Here is a 16,946-nt window from a genome sequence, read left to right as displayed (position 1 = left end):
CGACGGTTCACTCACGGGCCGGATTTCGAGATCTTGGTATGTCAACGCCCCCGGAGGGGAGGGAACACACCAAGATCTGGGTCAGCTCGGGCGGAGCCAGAGGGCGCCGAGTGGGGGCACGCGCAGGGACACCGAGGCGGGTTGGCCGTGCCAGGGGACGTTCTCCGCGTGCACCGTGCCGAGGTTGCCGACGCCGGAACCGCCGTAGTGGTGGGCGTCGGTGTTCAGCACCTCCGCCCAGGCACCGGCGGCCGGCAGGCCGATCCGGTAGTCCTCCAGCGGCAGCGCGGAGAAGTTGGCCACGCAGACCAGGGTCGCCCCGTCGGGCGCGATCCGGACGAACGAGACGGTGTTGTTGGCGACGTCGTCACCGGCGAGCCAGCGGAAACCGGCGGGGGAGGTGTCCTGCGCCCACAGGGCGGGGGTGTCCCGGTAGACCCGGTTCAGGTCGCCGACGAGGCGTTGCACGCCGGCCCGGGCCGGGTCGTGCAGCAGGTACCAGTCGAGGCCGCGTTCCTCGCTCCACTCCCGGTCGTCGGCCAGCTCGCAGCCCATGAAGAGCAGCTGCTTGCCCGGGTGCGCCCACATGTACGCCAGCAGCGCGCGTACGTTGGCCAGCCGCTGCCACTCGTCGCCGGGCATCTTGCCCGCCAGGGACCCCTTGCCGTGCACCACCTCGTCGTGGCTGATCGGCAGCACGTAGTTCTCACTCCAGGCGTACGCCAGGGAGAAGGTGAGCTGATGGTGGTGGTGCTGGCGGTAGATCGGGTCCTTCGAGGTGTACAGCAGGGTGTCGTGCATCCAGCCCATGTTCCACTTGAACCCGAAGCCGAGCCCGCCGTCGCTGGTGGCCCGGGTCACACCCGGCCAGGCGGTGGACTCCTCGGCGATCATCACCACTCCGGCGTGGTGCTTGTAGACCGTCGCGTTGACCTCCTGCATGAACGCGATGGCCTCCAGGTTCTCCCGACCGCCGTGCACGTTCGGCGTCCACTGCCCGTCCTGCCGGGAGTAGTCCAGATAGAGCATCGAGGCGACCGCGTCCACCCGCAGCCCGTCGACGTGGAACTCGTCCAACCAGTAGAGCGCGTTGGCGACCAGGAAGTTGCGCACCTCCCGGCGGCCGAAGTCGAACACGTACGTGCCCCAGTCGGGGTGCTCGCCGCGACGCGGGTCGGGATGCTCGTAGAGCGGGGTGCCGTCGAAGCGGGCCAGGGCCCACTCGTCCTTCGGGAAGTGCGCCGGCACCCAGTCCAGGATCACCCCGATCCCGGCGGCGTGCAGCCGATCCACCAGGTGCCGGAACTCGTCGGGGTCGCCGAACCGGGACGTCGGGGCGAAGTAGCCGGTCACCTGGTAGCCCCACGAGCCGCCGAACGGGTGTTCCATCACCGGCAGGAACTCCACGTGGGTGAAGCCCAGCTCCACCACGTACGCGGTCAACTGCTCGGCCAGCTCCCGGTAACCGAGGCCGGGCCGCCACGAACCGAGGTGCACCTCGTACACGCTCATCGGCTCCTGGTGCGGCTGCCGCTGCGCCCGCCGGGCGAGCCAGTCCGCGTCCGACCACTCGTACGTCGACCGGTGCACCACCGACGCGGTGGCCGGCGGCACCTCCGCGTACGCCGCGAGGGGATCGGCCTTGTCCCGCCAGTACCCGTCGGCGCCCAGGACGCGGTACTTGTAGCGGGCGCCGGCGGTGACCCCCGGCACGAAGATCTCCCACACGCCGGTGGAGCCGAGCGAGCGCATCGGCCAGCCGTCGTCGGGCGCCCAGCCGGTCAGGTCACCGACCAGCCGCACCCCCCGGGCGTTCGGCGCCCACACCGCGAACGCCACCCCGCCGTCGACGACCCGCGCGCCGAGCGCCTCCCACAGCCGCTCGTGCCGGCCCTCGCCGATCAGGTGCAGGTCCAGCTCGCCGAGGGTCGGCGGGAAGCGGTACGGGTCGTCGTGGCGTACGCCGTCGACGTCGAGCCGGTAGTCCAGCACCTCGCCGGGGACGGTGGCCTCGAAGACGCCGAGGTCGTGCACCCGCTTCATCGGGTGCCGTTCGTCGCCGACCAGCACGCTCACGTCGCCGGCCCCCCGGCGCAGGGTGCGGATCACCGTACGCCCGCCGGCCGGGTGCGCGCCGAGCACGGCGTGCGGGTCGTGGATCTCCCCGGAGATCAGCTGGTCCATCGGGCGTCGTCCTTCTGGGCGGGAGAGGTCGGTGCGGTGGTGCCGGACAGGTCGCCCGGCACGTCCTCGACGGTCAGGGTGGCCGGTTCGGTGCCGGCCGGCCCCGGCGACCCGGCGGCCGGTCGGCGCAGGGTGAGCACGTGTGCGGGTTGCAGGTACGGGTCGAGCCGGACCGCGTTGCGCTGCCCCCAGTCGTAGTCTGCGCCGGTCAGCTCGTCGTGCACGGTGAACCGGTCGTGCCAGTCCAGACCGAGCGCCGGCATGTCCAGGGTGGTGTTGCCCCACTGCACGGTGTGCGAGTCGAACGAGCAGACCACCAGCACCGTGTTGCCCGTCGCCGGGTCGTGCTTGGACCAGCACAGCAGCGCCGGGTTGTCGATGTCGTGGAAGACCAGGTTACGCAGCCGGCGCAGGGCCGGGTTGTCGCGGCGTACCCGGTTCAGGGTGGTGATGAACGGCGCCAGTGAGCGACCCCGCGCCTCCGCGCCGGCCCAGTCCCGCGGGCGCAGCTCGTACTTCTCGTTGTCGAGGTACTCCTCCGCGCCGGGGCGGGCCACGTGCTCGAACAGCTCGTAGCCGGCGTACATGCCCCAGGAGGGGGAGAGCAGCGCGGCCAGCACCGCCCGGATCTTGAACATCGGCGGCCCGCCGTGCTGCAACGAGGCGTGCAGGATGTCGGGCGTGTTGGGCCAGAAGTTCGGCCGCATGTAGTCGGCCGCCGCGACCAGCTCCACGCAGTACTCCCGCATCTCGGCGGCCGAGGTCCGCCAGGTGAAGTACGTGTACGACTGGGTGAAGCCGACCTTGGCCAGCCCGTGCATCATCGCCGGTCGGGTGAACGCCTCGGCGAGGAAGAGCACGTCCGGGTCGACCCGCTTGACCTCCCAGATCAGCCAGTGCCAGAAGTCGACCGGCTTGGTGTGCGGGTTGTCCACCCGGAAGATCTTCACGCCCTCGCCGACCCAGTGCAGCACCACCCGCAGCACCTCGGCGCGGATGCCGTCGGGGTCGTTGTCGAAGTTCAGCGGGTAGATGTCCTGGTACTTCTTCGGCGGGTTCTCCGCGTACGCGATGCTGCCGTCGGCCCGGGTGGTGAACCACTCCGGATGCTCGGTCACCCACGGGTGATCCGGCGCGCACTGCAACGCCAGGTCCATCGCCACCTCCAGGCCGTGTTCGGCGGCGGCGGCGACGAAGTCCCGGAAGTCCTCCGCCGTACCCAGGTCGGGGTGGATGGCGTCGTGCCCGCCCTCGGCCGCGCCGATCGCCCACGGCGAACCCACGTCGTCCGGGCCGGCGACGAGGCTGTTGTTCGGCCCCTTGCGGTTGACCCGGCCGATCGGGTGGATCGGCGGCAGGTAGAGCACGTCGAAACCCATCGCGGCCACCCCCGGCAGCCGCTCGGTGGCGGTGGCGAAGGTGCCCGAGCGGGCCGGGGCGTCGACGGTGGCCGGGATCGCCCCCTCGGAGCGGGGAAAGAACTCGTACCAGGCGGAGAAGAGCGCCCGCTCGCGGTCCACCCAGATGCGGTACTCCTCGCCGGTGGTCACCAACTCGCGGACGGGATGCGCCCAGAGCAGGTCGGCCAGCTCCAACGCCGGACTCACCCGCTGCGGCAGCGCCCGGTCGACGTCGCCCAGGGCCTTCGCGGCCTTCTTGACGCGGGCCCGCTCGGCCTTCGGCACCAGTGCGGTGGCGGCGGTCAGCACGCGTACGCCCTCGGCGAGGTCGTTGGCCAGCTCGGCCGGCCCCTGGCCGGCGGCGATCTTCTTGGTCACCGCGTTGTGCCAGGTCAGGTACGGGTCACTGAACGCCTCCACGGTGAACATCCACTCGCCGACGGCGTCCGGCACGATCGTGGCGTGCCACCGGTCCTGGCCGGGTTCACCCGGACTCATCCGGGTGAACGGGCGGGCCAGCCCGTCGGGGCCGAGCCACACCACGTTGCAGCCGAGCGCGTCGTGCCCCTCGCGGTAGGCGCGCGCCGACACCGGCACCAACTCGCCGACCACGGCACGGGCCGGGTAACGCCCGCAGGAGACGACGGGGGAGACGTCTTCGATCGGGAACCGTCCGCTCACCGCCTCAACCTACTGCGCGAGATCGCTTCGCGCTCGGCCGACAACCAACGAGATCATGAAGGGCGGCGGTACGCCCGATCCATGGCGGTCGAGGTGGACGACACGCCGAGGTGAAGACGGCAGAACTGCCACAGAACAAGGCGGGTAGCGTGCCGGGCGTGATCGAGTTGGTCGAGCGGCACACCGTGCTCGCCGTCGTGGTCGGGTCGCGGGCGTACGGGCTGCACGGCCCGGATTCCGACCACGACCGGCGTGGCGTGTACGTGGCGCCCACCCGTGCCTTCTGGCACCTGGACAAGCCGCCCACCCACCTCGACGGGCCGGCGGAGGAGCAGTTCTCCTGGGAGTTCGAACGCCTCTGCGAGCTGGCTCTGCAGAGCAACCCGACGGTGCTGGAGGTGCTCTGGTCCCCGCTGGTCGAGACGATCACCGAGGACGGGCGGCAGTTGCTGGCCACGCGGCGGGCGTTCCTGTCGCGGCGGGTGGCCCAGACGTACGGCAGCTACGCCCGGGACCAACTCGACCGGGTGGCGGCCAGCCGCGAGCGCACCGGCGAGACGAACCACAAGCAGGCCATGCACATGGTCCGACTGCTGATCGCCGGGGTGCACGTGCTGCGCACCGGGGAGATCCTGGTGGACGTACGGCACCTGCGTGACCGGCTGCTCGCGGTACGCCGCGGCGACCTGAGCTGGGAGTCGGTCACCGGCTGGGCCGAGGACCTGCTCGCCGAACTCGCCGACGCGGCGGCCACCACCACGCTGCCGGAACAACCCGACCGGGACGCCGTCGACCGGCTGCTCACCGGCGTACGGGAGAGGAACCTGTAGTGACCGTCAACGTGCCGTCGTGGGCCGCCGAGGCCGCCCGGGAGCTACCCCGCCCGCTGTTGTTCGCCACCGTCAGCGGCGCCCACCTGTACGGCTTCGCGTCCGTCGACTCCGACCTGGATCTACGCGCCGCGCACCTGCTGCCGGCGACGGAGGTGGTCGGGTTACGCACCGGACCGGACACCCTGCAGCACACCGGCGTACGCGACGGTGTCGAACTGGACGTGGTCAGCCACGATCTGCTGAAGTTCGCCCGGCTGCTGAACAGCCGAAACGGGTACGTGCTGGAACAGGTGTTGTCGCCGCTGGTGGTCGTGACCACCCCGGTGCACGCCGAACTCGTGGCCCTGGCACCGAGACTTGTCACCCGTCATCACGCGCACCACTACCTCGGCTTCGCCGCCACCCAGCAGCGGCTGTACCTACAGACCGGGAAACTCAAGCCCGCGCTGTACACGTTGCGGGTCCTGCTCACCGGGAGCCACCTGATGCGCACGGGCCGCCTGGAGACGGACCTCGGCATCCTGGGAAAGAGCCTGACGTACGTGCCGGATCTCATCGCCGCCAAGCGGGAGGCCGAGCACGGGCCACTGCCCCCGGGCACCGCCGAGCGACTCGCCGTCGACGTACCACGGCTGCGCGCCGACCTGGAGGAGGCCAGGGACGCCTCCACCCTGCCCGACCAGCCCGACCCGGCCGCCGTGGACGCCCTGCACGACCTGGTCGTACGCACCCGCCTGGCCTGAGCCGCGCCAACAGCGCTTGGCCCCCTGCTCGCTCGGTCGACCGCCCACGGGCTCGGGCTCGTTCCCGACGCAATATCTGGCCTCCGCGGCTGACCCGGACCCGGCGCCCCTACCGTCAGCTCATTTCGATACGCGCAACTTCGGGGAAGTTGCTGCCTCACCCGTGCCGGAGGCAGCAGTTTCCCCGAAGTTGTTCCGGATCACGCCGGCGGGTGCCGTGGGCGGGCCTGCTGGGCGGTGTCGTAGGCGTGCCGGGACTGCTCGACGGCGTCGAGGTTGGTGGCGGCCCACTCGGCGAGGTGGGCGAAGAGTGGGGCGAGGCTGGCGCCGAGTTCGGTGATCTCGTATTCGACGCGGGGTGGGACCTCGGGGTGGTAGGTGCGGGCGACCAGGCCGTCGCGTTCGAGTTGCCGTAGTCGCTGGGTCAGCACCTTCGGCGTGATGGTGGTCAGCCGGCGTTCCAACTCGACGAACCGCTGCCGACCGTACTGGTGCAGTGCCCACAGGATCGGAGTCGTCCAGCGGCTGAACACGATGTCCACCACCGGGGCGATCGGACAGGCCAGCTCCGGATCGGCGGACATGGACGCTTCCCAGGTCGCCTGACTGTCCGCCATCCACGCTCCCGATCGGATAGTCACTTTCTTCTAGGTACCTACTATACCCGCGTTGTTACGGTTCCCGGCGTCGCCCGTAGCCGCACCGGCGCGAGGCGGTGTCGCGTCCTGACCGGACGCGACCGAACCGTTGTGACGGGGAGAACTGATCATGATTGTGGTAACGGGAGCCACCGGGAACGTCGGTCGTACCCTGCTGAGGGCGCTGGCGGGGACGGGCGCCGTGACGGCGGTGTCGCGCGGACAACTGCCCGTCGACCTGCCCGAGGGCGTGCACTACCAGCAGGCCGACCTGGCCGAGCCGGAAACCCTCCGCACTGTGCTGACCGGCGCTCGTACGCTCTTCCTCCTGGTCTCCGGTGCCGGCGGCCATCTGGACGTCAACGAGATCCTCAAGGTGGGCCAGGCCGGCGGGCTCGAACGGGTCGTGCTGCTGTCCTCCCAGGCGGCGGGCACCCGCCCGCAGTCGGTGTCGCACGCGCCGCTGCGGGAGACTGAGCGGACGATCCAGGACTCCGGCCTGGCCTGGACGATCCTGCGACCGGGAGGCTTTGCCTCCAACGCGTACGCCTGGGCCGAGTCCGTCCGTACCCGCCGGACCGTCGCGGCACCGTACGGTGATGTCGGTCTGCCGGTCATCGACCCCGACGACATCGCCGAGGTGGCCGCCGTCGTGCTGCGGGACGACGCACACGCCGGCCGGACCTACGAACTGACCGGGCCCGTGCTCAGCACGCCTCGGCAACGCGTCGCCGATCTCGCCGACGCGCTCGGCGAGCCGGTTGCCTTCGTCGAGCAGACACCGCGGGAGGCTCGCGCACAGATGTTGGCCTTCATGCCCGAGCCGGTGGTCGACGGCACGCTGTCCATTCTCGGCGAGCCCACCGAGGCCGAGCAGCGCATCAGCGCACACGTCGAGCAACTGCTCGGGCGGGCGCCGCGCACCTTCGCCCAATGGGTCGCGGGGCGCATCCCCGCCTTCCGCTGACGCCGCACGTCACCCTGACGAACGCACCACGGAAAGGGCGGCCCGCTGCGGGCCGCCCTCAACTTCGAGGGCTGCGCGGTGTTAAAAGGGGGCCCTTCCTCTACCGCAGGCGTTAATAAGGTGCCCTTCCTTACCCGCGCAACGCGCGGTACAGCTCCAGGGTGCGGGCGGCGACGGCGTCCCAGGAGAAGTGTTCGACGGCGCGGCGTCGCCCGGCCCGGCCGAGCGCGGCGGCGCGCTCCGGAGAGGCCAGCAGCTCGTTGAGCCGCCCCGCCAGGTCGGCCTCGAAGCGGGCCGGGTCCAGCGGCGTGCTGTCGGCCGCCTGTTCGATGGGGACCAGCAGCCCCGTCTCGCCGTCGGCGACCACCTCCGGGATGCCGCCGGTCGCGGTGGCCACCACCGCCGTCTCGCAGGCCATCGCCTCCAGGTTGACGATGCCCATCGGTTCGTACACCGACGGGCAGACGAAGATCGTCGCGTGGGTGAGCACCTGGATCACCTCGGACTTGGGCAGCATCTCGGCCACCCACACCACCCCGGAGCGGCTGGCCCGCAGCTCAGCGACCAGACCCTCCACCTCGGCGGCGATCTCCGGGGTGTCCGGCGCGCCGGCCAGCAGCACCAACTGGGTGTCCGCCGGCAGCTCGCGGGCGGCCCGTAGCAGGTGCGGCAGGCCCTTCTGCCGGGTGATCCGCCCGACGTAGACCACGCTGGGCAGGGCCGGGTCGATGCCGAGCCGCGCCAGCACGTCGGTGCCCGGGTCGGGGGCGTACTGCGCGGTGTCGATGCCGTTGTAGATGACCCGCACCCGGTCCGGATCGATCGACGGGTACGCGGCCAGCACGTCCCGGCGCATCCCCGCGCTGACCGCCACGATCGCGTCGGCCGACTCGTACGCGGTGCGCTCACACCACGACGAGAGCGCGTAGCCGCCGCCGAGCTGCTCGGCCTTCCACGGCCGCAGCGGCTCCAGACTGTGCGCGGTCACCACGTGCGGCACCCCGTACAACAGCTTCGCCGTGTGTCCGGCCAGGTTCGCGTACCAGGTGTGGCTGTGCACCACGTCGGCGCCGGCGCACCCGGCGGCCATCTCCAGGTCCACGCCCATGGTCCGCAGCGCGGCGTTCGCGCCGGCCAGCGCCGCCGGCTCGGCGTACGCCCGCACCCCGGGCTCGGTACGGGGCGCGCCGAAGCAGTGCACCCGCACGTCGGTGATCCGGCGCAGCTCCCGGGCCAGGTACTCGACGTGCACCCCGGCGCCGCCGTACACCTCCGGCGGGTACTCGCGGGTCAGCAGGTCCACGCGCAGCCGTGCGGAGTCGGTCATGTCCGGCACCCTAGTGCAGAATCCCACCCCGCACCGGCTGCGGAACTGTGCCCGTACGAGTGGTGAACCGGCACCGGTATGGATAGCGTCTGCTCATGGCTGCCAAGGTGCTCGCGATCGTCCTGGCCGGCGGAGAGGGCAAGCGCCTGATGCCGCTGACCACGGACCGGGCCAAGCCGGCCGTCCCGTTCGGCGGGATGTACCGCATGGTCGACTTCGTCCTCTCCAACCTGGCCAACGCCGGCTATCTGAAGATCGTCGTGTTGACCCAGTACAAGTCCCACTCCCTCGACCGGCACATCACCAAGACCTGGCGGATGTCGACGCTGCTCGGCAACTACGTCACCCCGGTGCCCGCGCAGCAGCGCCGGGGCCCCTGGTGGTTCGCCGGCTCGGCCGACGCGATCTACCAGAGCTTCAACCTCATCTACGACGAGCAGCCCGACTACGTGATCGTCTTCGGCGCCGACCACATCTACCGGATGGACCCCCGGCAGATGGTGGAGGACCACATCGCCTCCGGCGCGGGGGTGACCGTCGCCGGCATCCGGCAGCCGTTGTCGACCGCCGACCAGTTCGGCGTCATCGAGGTCGGCGAGGACGGCCGGCGGATCCGGGCCTTCCGGGAGAAGCCCACCGACGCCGTCGGCCTGCCCGACGCGCCCGACCAGATCTACGCCTCCATGGGCAACTACGTCTTCACCACCCGCGCGCTGATCGACGCGGTCGAGCACGACGCCGACGACAAGACCAGCAAGCACGACATGGGCGGCAGCATCATCCCGATGCTGGTCGAGCGCGGTGAGGCCAACGTCTACGACTTCCGGGACAACGAGGTGCCCGGCAGCACCGACCGGGACCGGGGCTACTGGCGGGACGTGGGAACCCTCGACTCGTTCTACGACGCCCACATGGACCTGATCAACGTCCACCCGGTGTTCAACCTCTACAACTTCGACTGGCCGATCTACACCGAGCAGCCGCCGTACCCGCCGGCCAAGTTCGTGCACCAGTGGGGCGAGCGGGTCGGTCGCGCGGTCGCCTCGATGGTCTCTCCCGGCGCGGTGATCTCCGGCTCGCTGGTGGAGAACTCGATCGTCTCGCCGAAGGTGAAGGTCCACTCCTGGGCCCACGTGGACGGCGCGGTACTCATGGAGGGCGTCGAGATCGGCCGGCACGCGGTGGTCCGCCGGGCCATCCTCGACAAGAACGTCTACGTGCCCGAGGGCGCCGAGATCGGCGTGGACCTGGAACGGGACCGGCAACGCTACACAGTCTCCGACAACGGCATCGTGGTCATCGGCAAGGGACAGAAGGTGGAACCTTGAGCAGTCATCCCCGTGCCGGTCAGCCGGCCGAGCCCGCCGACCTGGTCGACGTACCGCGGCTGGTGACCGCCTACTACAGCGAGCATCCGGACCCGGCCGACCCGGCGCAGCAGGTCTCCTTCGGCACGTCCGGGCACCGCGGGTCGAGCCTGCGCAACGCCTTCAACTCCGACCACATCCTCGCCGTCACCCAGGCGCTCTGTGACTACCGGCGGGAACAGGGCGTCGACGGGCCGCTCTTCCTCGGCCGCGACACCCACGCGCTGTCCACCCCGGCGGCCGTGGACGCCCTGGAGGTGCTCGCCGCCAACGAGGTCACCGTGCTGGTGGACAGCCGCGACGGCTACACCCCCACCCCGGCGGTCTCACACGCCATCCTCGGCCACAACCGGGGTCGCACCGCCGGCCTCGCCGACGGCATCGTCATCACCCCGTCGCACAACCCACCGGACGACGGCGGGTTCAAGTACAACCCCACCCACGGCGGGCCGGCCGACTCCGACGTCACGAAGTGGATCCAGGACCGCGCGAACGCGATCCTCGCCGCCGGGCTCAAGGAGGTGCGCCGCATCCCGTACGCACGGGCCCGCGCCGCCGACACCACCGACACGTACGACTTCCTCGGCGCGTACGTCGACGACCTGCCGGCGGTGCTCGACCTCGACGCGATCCGCGCCGCCGGGGTCCGCATCGGCGCCGACCCGCTCGGCGGCGCCAGCGTCGACTACTGGGGCGAGATCGCCGACCGGCACCGGCTCGACCTGACCGTGGTCAACCCGACCGTCGACCCGACCTGGCGGTTCATGACCCTCGACGGCGACGGCAAGATCCGGATGGACTGCTCCTCGCCGAACGCGATGGCCTCGCTGATCGCCATGCGCGCCGACTACCAGGTCGCCACCGGCAACGACGCCGACGCCGACCGGCACGGCATCGTCACCCCCGACGCCGGCCTGATGAACCCCAACCACTACCTGGCCGTGGCGATCGCCCACCTGTTCCGCACCCGGGAGCAGTGGGGCCCGGACGCCGCGGTCGGCAAGACCCTGGTCTCCTCCTCGATGATCGACCGGGTGGCCGCCGACCTCGGCCGGCCGCTGCTGGAGGTGCCGGTGGGCTTCAAGTGGTTCGTGCCCGGCCTGCTCGACGGCGCGGTCGGCTTCGGTGGTGAGGAGAGCGCCGGCGCGTCCTTCCTGCGCCGAGACGGGGGCACCTGGACCACCGACAAGGACGGCATCCTGCTCTGCCTGCTCGCCGCCGAGATCATCGGGATGACGGGCCGGGCCCCGAGCGAACACTTCGCCGACCTGGCCGACCGCTTCGGCTCGCCCGCGTACGCCCGGATCGACGCCCCGGCCACCCGGGAACAGAAGGCCGTGCTCGGCAAGCTCGCCCCGGAGCAGGTACGCGCCACCGAACTGGCCGGCGAACCCATCACCGCGACGCTGACCACCGCGCCCGGAAACGGCGCACCGATCGGCGGGCTGAAGGTGACGACGGAGAGCGGCTGGTTCGCCGCCCGGCCGTCCGGCACCGAGGACGTCTACAAGATCTACGCCGAGTCCTTCCAGGGCCCGGAACACCTGGCCCGCCTTCAACAGGAAGCCCAGGCCCTGGTGACCGACGTCCTCGACAACGCCTGACAGCGCCAGCGCACGCCCGAGCCCCGGGTGTCGGGCGTGCCCGAGCCCTGCGGGTCGGGTGGGACGTGTCCGGGCCCTGCGGGTCAGATGGAACGTGCCCGAGCCGGCGCGTGTCGGGCAGGGCAACGGCTGTGGTGGGCGGACACTGTCGAGCTGAATCGCCTGTGCTCTCGCCGGGCTCGAATGCTGCCCGCGCCGCCATGGACGCCGCAGGAATGGTGTGCCTCGGCCGGCGGGGATGGGCTGGTGGCGGGCGTGATTCGCCTGCGCTCTCAGCTCGACAGCGTCGAGGAGGGTGCGGTCCGCCCGCGGATGCCCGGGGGCACACGTCATGGCAGCGTCGGGTGGAAGCAGGTGCGGCCGCCCTCGGAGGCCGGACCGGGAACACGCCGATCATGACAAGCGGATGGACGGCGGCTGCTACCGAGGGCGGGCGAGGCGTGACAGTTCAGCGCGGGGGCGGCAGCTCGCGGCGGCCGAGTTGGCGGCGCAGGTTCTCGGGCAGCAGCTCGCGGAGCTGCTCAGGCAGCAGCGGCAGGTCGAGCAGGCTCAGCTTGAGCTGGCTGCGTTCCTGGTAGCGGCGCGGGTCGAGGCGGACCACCAGGCCTGCGTCGGGACGGTAGCGGACGTGCACCGCGCCCTCGGTCGACCCGTCGCGGATCACCATTCCGTCCACCTCCACGGCGACCGGCCCGGACCCGGGACGCAGCTCCAGATGGATCCGCTCCTCGGGGGAGAGCACCACCGACCGGGAGATGCCGGACATCGGCGCGCTCGGGGTGACCACCACCGCCTGCGTCGCCGGGGAGATCAACGGTCCGCCGGCGGCGTAACTGTAGGCGGTCGACCCGGTAGGGGTGCTCACCACCAGCGCGTCACAGCGGTAGTAGCCGTACTGCTGCCCGTCCACCGCCAGGGTGGCGGTGACGAAACCCTGCCCGGGACGGCGGATCAGCGCGATGTCGTTGAACGCGACCACGTCGTCGCCACACACGTCGCAGGCCAGGCAACTGTGTGCCTCAACGGTGTAGTCGCCGGCCAGGACCCGGTCCAGCGCCTCCGGCAGCTCCGGCGGCTCCACCTCCACCAGAAACCCCAACCTGCCCAGATGTACGCCGAGCACCGGCTTCGGATCGTGTACGGCCGCCCGCAACGCGCCCAGCATCGTGCCGTCCCCACCGATGCTGACCAGCACGTCCGAGCCGGTGGCGAGCTGACCCTCCGGCACCGGCCGGACCGACTCGGGCACCCGCTGCCGGTCCTCGGACCGTACCGTCAGGGCCACCTCGTGCGGCGCGGCCCAGGCGGCGATGGTGTCCACCACCGGGGACACGTCCCGGGTGGGGTGGAGCACCAGCCCGAGCCGGATCCGGTCCATACCCACAGCTCACCACAGTCCGGGCGGCTTTCATGCCGGTACGCGGCAAGGCGCGCCGGCGGTGTCCCGACCGCCGGCGCGCCCTGGACCGCCGCTACCGGCGCGGCCGGCCGGTCAGGTGGGTCAGCGAGCGGGCGACCAGCTCGTCCCGGTCCGCCGGGGCCAGCCCTTCCAGCCCGAAGCCCAGGTAGACGGTGTCCCGGGTGACCACCACCGAGCCCTCCTCGAACGCCTGCTGACTGCGCGACCAGTCGTCGGCCGCCGGGGCGGACCCGGCCGGCGGGCCGGCCACGGTCCAGCCACCCAGGTCCGTCTCGAACGACGTCTCGGCGACCGTGGTCCCGTCCACCACGACCCTGGTGTCGTCGACGAACACCCCGAGGCCCTGGGTGGCCCAGTCGCTGGCGTAGGTGATGGAGACCTCCACCTGCCGGCCCGCGTACCCGGACAGGTCGGCCACGAACTCCTTCCAGCCGTTGGAGGTGCCGGTCGCCGCGTGCCACTGGCCCGTGCTTCCGGTCGGTGAGCAGTCCGCACCCTGGTAGTGGGCGAGGAACGGGTGCAGTTGAGCCACCCAGCCGGAGGCGCAGCTGTCCCCGGTCGCCTGCGTGGTCAGGCCCCCGGCGTCCGGCAGCGTGGTCCAGTTGTCGGTGCCGACCTCACGAGCCTCGACGAACATGAAGTCCCAGTTCGTCTCGATGTCGAACGAGGTGAAGAAGCGCAGCTCACCGCTGCTCGCCCCGGTCAGGTCCACCGTCCGGCTCAACCGCTTGTACGACTCGTCGGACTGCCCGCTGAACAGGTACCACTCGCCGGTACGCGGGTCGAACGGCGCCCCGCCCGGACGCTCCCAGCCCACCGGAGCGGAGCTGGCGAACTGGGGGAACTGCGCCGGTGGCAGGAAACCCGACGTGGTCAGGAACGAAGCCGTGTGGTCCTGGTTGCCCGCCGAATCCTCGGCGTTGAGCGTGCCGGCGAAACCGGCGAACGCTCCGGCGTCGCCCCGGACCGGGTACGGCTGCCCGTCGGGGGAGGTGCCGCCGTCGCTGACGTAGCTGTACGCCCCGAGCCAGTACTGCTGGAAGTCGTTGAGCAGCGGCAGGCAGGTCGGATCGGCGGCGTCCGTGCACTCCGGCGGCGCGTCCGGCTGGTAGCCGTACGAACCGTTGGCCGCCTGGGCGTAGAGCGCGTACTTGCCGCTGACCAGCAGCTTGCCGCCCTCGTTGAGGTAGTCCCGGACGGACAGTTCGATGTCCGCCGCCGCCTTCGCCGCCGTGCCCGGCACCTGGCCCGGCGAGCGCAGGATGATGTCGTCGCCGGTCTCCCAGACCACCGCCTTGTAGTGCGACAGCACGCCCAGGTGGTGCGGCGCGGTACGCCCCATCGCGTCGAAGTCGTACACGTCACTGCTGCGTCCGGCCGCCTTCAGCGAGGCGGCGATCTCATCGGCGTACTTCGCGGTGGTCGTGTCCTGGACCGGGCTCACGCCGGTGACGTCCTCCACGGCCAGGACCAGCACGTCCCCGCCGATGTCGTGATGCACTCGGTAGGTGAAGCGTTCACTGCTGACCTTGCCCCGGCCGGGCCGGGTCGCGGTGAACCAGGCCTGCACCCGGTCACCCGGCCGGGTGCCGGTGACCTTGCCCCGCAGCTCGGCGTAGTAGTCGTTGTGGGTGTCGCCGTAGCGTTCACCGCCGCGCCACTCGCGGACCGTGGTGGACTTCGCCCGGCCCCCGTTGACCGTCCAGTTCAGCTTGACGTTCTTCAGCGAGCGCCGGGTGATCGCGGCGACCTGCTGGTCCCGGCCGTACGACACGTCGAAGGCGTCGACCACGAAGTCCGGGGTGCTGCGACCGACCACCGACACCGGATCGTCCGGCCGGTGCGCCGACTTCGCCACCGACAGCGCGAACGGGATGTTCTTGGCCACCTCGGCGGCGATCAGCTTCTCGTCGTCAGGGAAGGTGAAGACGCTGACGCAGTCCTCCGGACGCCACTGGTCGTCCGGGTCCGAGGCGGCGGCCGCCTGACAGGTCGACATCTCCGGGGTGAAGCCCAGCGTGCCGTAGCGCACCGTGGCGTGGCTGTCGGTGTCACCGTTGGTGGTGTACAGCTCGGCGGAGATGTCCGGGTCGTAGCCGGGTACCGCCGGGTTGGCGTCGTCACCGGCCATCGCCTCGTAGATCACGTCGTCCGGGGTCGGCGTGGCCACCTGCCAACCGACGCCGTAGAGCAGCAACTGCGCCGCGGAGTGGTAGTTGACGAAGAACTTGAACTTGAGCCGCTTGAACAGCGCATCCAGCGCCTTCGTCTCCGGCTCCGAGTTGGGGCCGGGGCCACGGTAAGTCTCGCTGGTCGGGTTCGGCGAAGAACCCTCGTTGTCGTAGCCCCACTTGTAGCTGAAGTTCCGGTTCAGGTCGACGCCGTCGACCCCGGTGATCTGGCCGTCGCCGTCGTTGTCACGCAGGTTCTTGCGCCACAACCGGTTGCCGGCGGTGAAGGTGTGGTCGTAGCCGTCCGGGTTGAGCACCGGGATGAACCACAGCTCGGTGGTGTCCACCAACCGGGTGATCTCCCGGTCGGAGCCGTACCCGGCCAGCACGTGGTGCATCAACCGGCGGGTCATCTCCGGCGTGATCCACTCCCGAGCGTGCTGGGTCCCTCCGTAGAGCACCGCCGGCCGCTTGCCGTCCCTGGTGGTCTTCGCGTTCTTGGTGACCTTGACCGCGAGGATCGGCTTGCCCTGGTGGCTGCGCCCGATCGTCTCGACCTTCGTCAGCCTCGGATAGCGGGCCGCCGTCGCGGTGATCTCGTCACGGATACCCCCGGGCTCGCTGTACGACCGGAAGGCCCGCCAGCCCGCCGCGCTCTGCTCCCGCAGCACCTGCGAGGCATCCTTGCCGCGTACCTTCTTGACCTTCAGATCGATGCCCTTGCGGGCCAGCCGGTCGGCCTGCCCCCGGCTGAGCACCGTCTCAATCTCCGCCATGCCGGACTGATCGGGCTTCGAGTCGTGCCCGATGTCGACACCGGCCTCCCGCAACTGATTCAGTTGCGCGGGATCGACCGTGCCGACGTACACCTCCAGGCCGTCGCGACCGCCCGGGTCGGACGGCGGCCGTGCGCTCGCCGGTGCGGTCAGCACCAGCGCACCGACCAGAGTGAACACGCCGGCGATCGCCAGCGGTGTGCGCCTCATCCTGCCCCCTTTGGGTGGAAGGGTTGTCGGCGCGAGCCTTTCGAAGGTAGGGACATCTGCCAATAAACATTGGTGTCGATTGCCGGACTGAAAGGGGGATGTGTGTGCCCTCATCACCTGCCGACCGCTCCCCGTCCGGTCGGTGCTCGCCGGAGGTACGTCCCGGCAGTGGACTGTTGTCGGTGGGGCCGGTCGGCATTAGGCGATCGGATGATCATTCCGCGGGCAGTCGCGTTCCCGGTCGACGTCGTCGGCTATTGAGGTTAAATGTCCGAATGGGTGCGGTCGGCTCGGCCGTTCCCGGGCGGCTCGCTAGATCGCTGTCCTGTCCTGTTGACTGATCCGTACCGAGGTGGCGCCATGGCCGCACCGAGTCGTGCGAGGCAGCAGGTACCAGCCTTGCTGCTGGTACTACTGCTCATCGGGTCCTTGCTTCCTGCCCGGGGAGTCCCGCTGGTGATGATCGCCGGTGCACTGTTGGTCCCGTTGGTGCTCTGGGCCATCATCCGCGGACTCCCCGTCATACCAAAGGCGGCGGTTCTGGCGTCGGTGCTGGCACTGACCGTGGCGGTCGCCATCTGGTTCGGACCGTCCACCACCGAGTACGGGGAGCACAAGGCGTAGA

The 16,946-nt window shown here is 70.7% G+C and carries 12 protein-coding genes; 6 read left to right on the top strand and 6 right to left on the bottom strand.

Annotated features, from left to right (window positions below):
- Nucleotides 1-81 precede the first annotated feature (81 nt).
- Both glgB and SM447_RS08405 read right to left on the bottom strand, forming a co-directional pair.
- Nucleotides 82-2,184, bottom strand: a complete 2,103-nt coding sequence (gene glgB, locus SM447_RS08410; protein ID WP_474572168.1) for a 1,4-alpha-glucan branching protein GlgB — start codon at nucleotides 2,182-2,184, stop codon at nucleotides 82-84.
- On the bottom strand, nucleotides 2,172-4,265 hold the full coding sequence (locus SM447_RS08405; RefSeq protein ID WP_474572167.1) for an alpha-1,4-glucan--maltose-1-phosphate maltosyltransferase: 2,094 nt from the start codon (nucleotides 4,263-4,265) through the stop codon (nucleotides 2,172-2,174). The genes glgB and SM447_RS08405 overlap by 13 nt, the downstream gene beginning before the upstream one ends.
- 158 nt (nucleotides 4,266-4,423) lie before the next feature.
- Between SM447_RS08405 and SM447_RS08400 the strand changes: the two genes are divergently transcribed.
- Nucleotides 4,424-5,095 carry a nucleotidyltransferase domain-containing protein gene (locus SM447_RS08400; protein WP_474572166.1) on the top strand — a complete coding sequence of 224 codons (672 nt, stop codon included), beginning with the start codon at nucleotides 4,424-4,426 and terminating at the stop codon, nucleotides 5,093-5,095.
- Nucleotides 5,095-5,841: a nucleotidyltransferase domain-containing protein gene (locus tag SM447_RS08395; RefSeq protein ID WP_474572165.1), complete on the top strand. Its 747-nt coding sequence runs from the start codon at nucleotides 5,095-5,097 to the stop codon at nucleotides 5,839-5,841. Before SM447_RS08400 ends, SM447_RS08395 begins: the two co-directional genes overlap by 1 nt.
- A 200-nt stretch (nucleotides 5,842-6,041) precedes the next feature.
- Here SM447_RS08395 and SM447_RS08390 read toward each other — a convergent pair whose 3' ends face one another.
- The gene (locus SM447_RS08390) at nucleotides 6,042-6,458 is read right to left on the bottom strand and encodes a winged helix-turn-helix transcriptional regulator (RefSeq protein WP_474572164.1); all 417 of its coding nucleotides are present in this window, start codon (nucleotides 6,456-6,458) and stop codon (nucleotides 6,042-6,044) included.
- A gap of 151 nt (nucleotides 6,459-6,609) precedes the next feature.
- Between SM447_RS08390 and SM447_RS08385 the strand changes: the two genes are divergently transcribed.
- Nucleotides 6,610-7,446, top strand: coding sequence for an NAD(P)H-binding protein (locus SM447_RS08385; RefSeq protein ID WP_474572163.1), 837 nt, complete (start codon nucleotides 6,610-6,612; stop codon nucleotides 7,444-7,446).
- Between the two features lie 130 nt (nucleotides 7,447-7,576).
- Here SM447_RS08385 and glgA read toward each other — a convergent pair whose 3' ends face one another.
- The gene (gene glgA, locus SM447_RS08380) at nucleotides 7,577-8,773 is read right to left on the bottom strand and encodes a glycogen synthase (protein WP_474572162.1); all 1,197 of its coding nucleotides are present in this window, start codon (nucleotides 8,771-8,773) and stop codon (nucleotides 7,577-7,579) included.
- 95 nt (nucleotides 8,774-8,868) lie between these two features.
- Here glgA and glgC point away from each other — a divergent pair, with 95 nt between their 5' ends.
- Together glgC and pgm are read left to right on the top strand one after the other, a co-directional pair.
- Entirely contained in the window at nucleotides 8,869-10,101 is a 1,233-nt protein-coding gene (gene glgC, locus SM447_RS08375) for a glucose-1-phosphate adenylyltransferase (RefSeq protein WP_474572161.1), read from the top strand.
- Nucleotides 10,098-11,744, top strand: coding sequence for a phosphoglucomutase (alpha-D-glucose-1,6-bisphosphate-dependent) (pgm, locus tag SM447_RS08370; RefSeq protein WP_474572160.1), 1,647 nt, complete (start codon nucleotides 10,098-10,100; stop codon nucleotides 11,742-11,744). Before glgC ends, pgm begins: the two co-directional genes overlap by 4 nt.
- Before the next feature lie 448 nt (nucleotides 11,745-12,192).
- Here pgm and SM447_RS08365 read toward each other — a convergent pair whose 3' ends face one another.
- Nucleotides 12,193-13,122 (bottom strand): NAD(+)/NADH kinase, encoded by a 930-nt coding sequence (locus SM447_RS08365; RefSeq protein WP_474572159.1) that lies wholly within the window; start codon nucleotides 13,120-13,122, stop codon nucleotides 12,193-12,195.
- A 94-nt stretch (nucleotides 13,123-13,216) separates the two neighbouring features.
- Entirely contained in the window at nucleotides 13,217-16,321 is a 3,105-nt protein-coding gene (locus SM447_RS08360; RefSeq protein ID WP_474572158.1) for a M14 family metallopeptidase, read from the bottom strand.
- Between the two features lie 456 nt (nucleotides 16,322-16,777).
- On the opposite strand from SM447_RS08360, the gene SM447_RS08355 reads away from it, so the two are divergent.
- Complete coding sequence (locus SM447_RS08355) at nucleotides 16,778-16,945, top strand: hypothetical protein (protein WP_474572157.1); 168 nt, start codon at nucleotides 16,778-16,780, stop codon at nucleotides 16,943-16,945.
- The last annotated feature ends 1 nt before the right edge of the window (nucleotide 16,946 follow it).

The sequence above is a fragment of the Micromonospora aridisoli genome (assembly GCF_056150025.1).
Note: the sequence above shows the minus strand (reverse complement) of the source record. Positions and strands in the feature narration are given on the sequence as shown.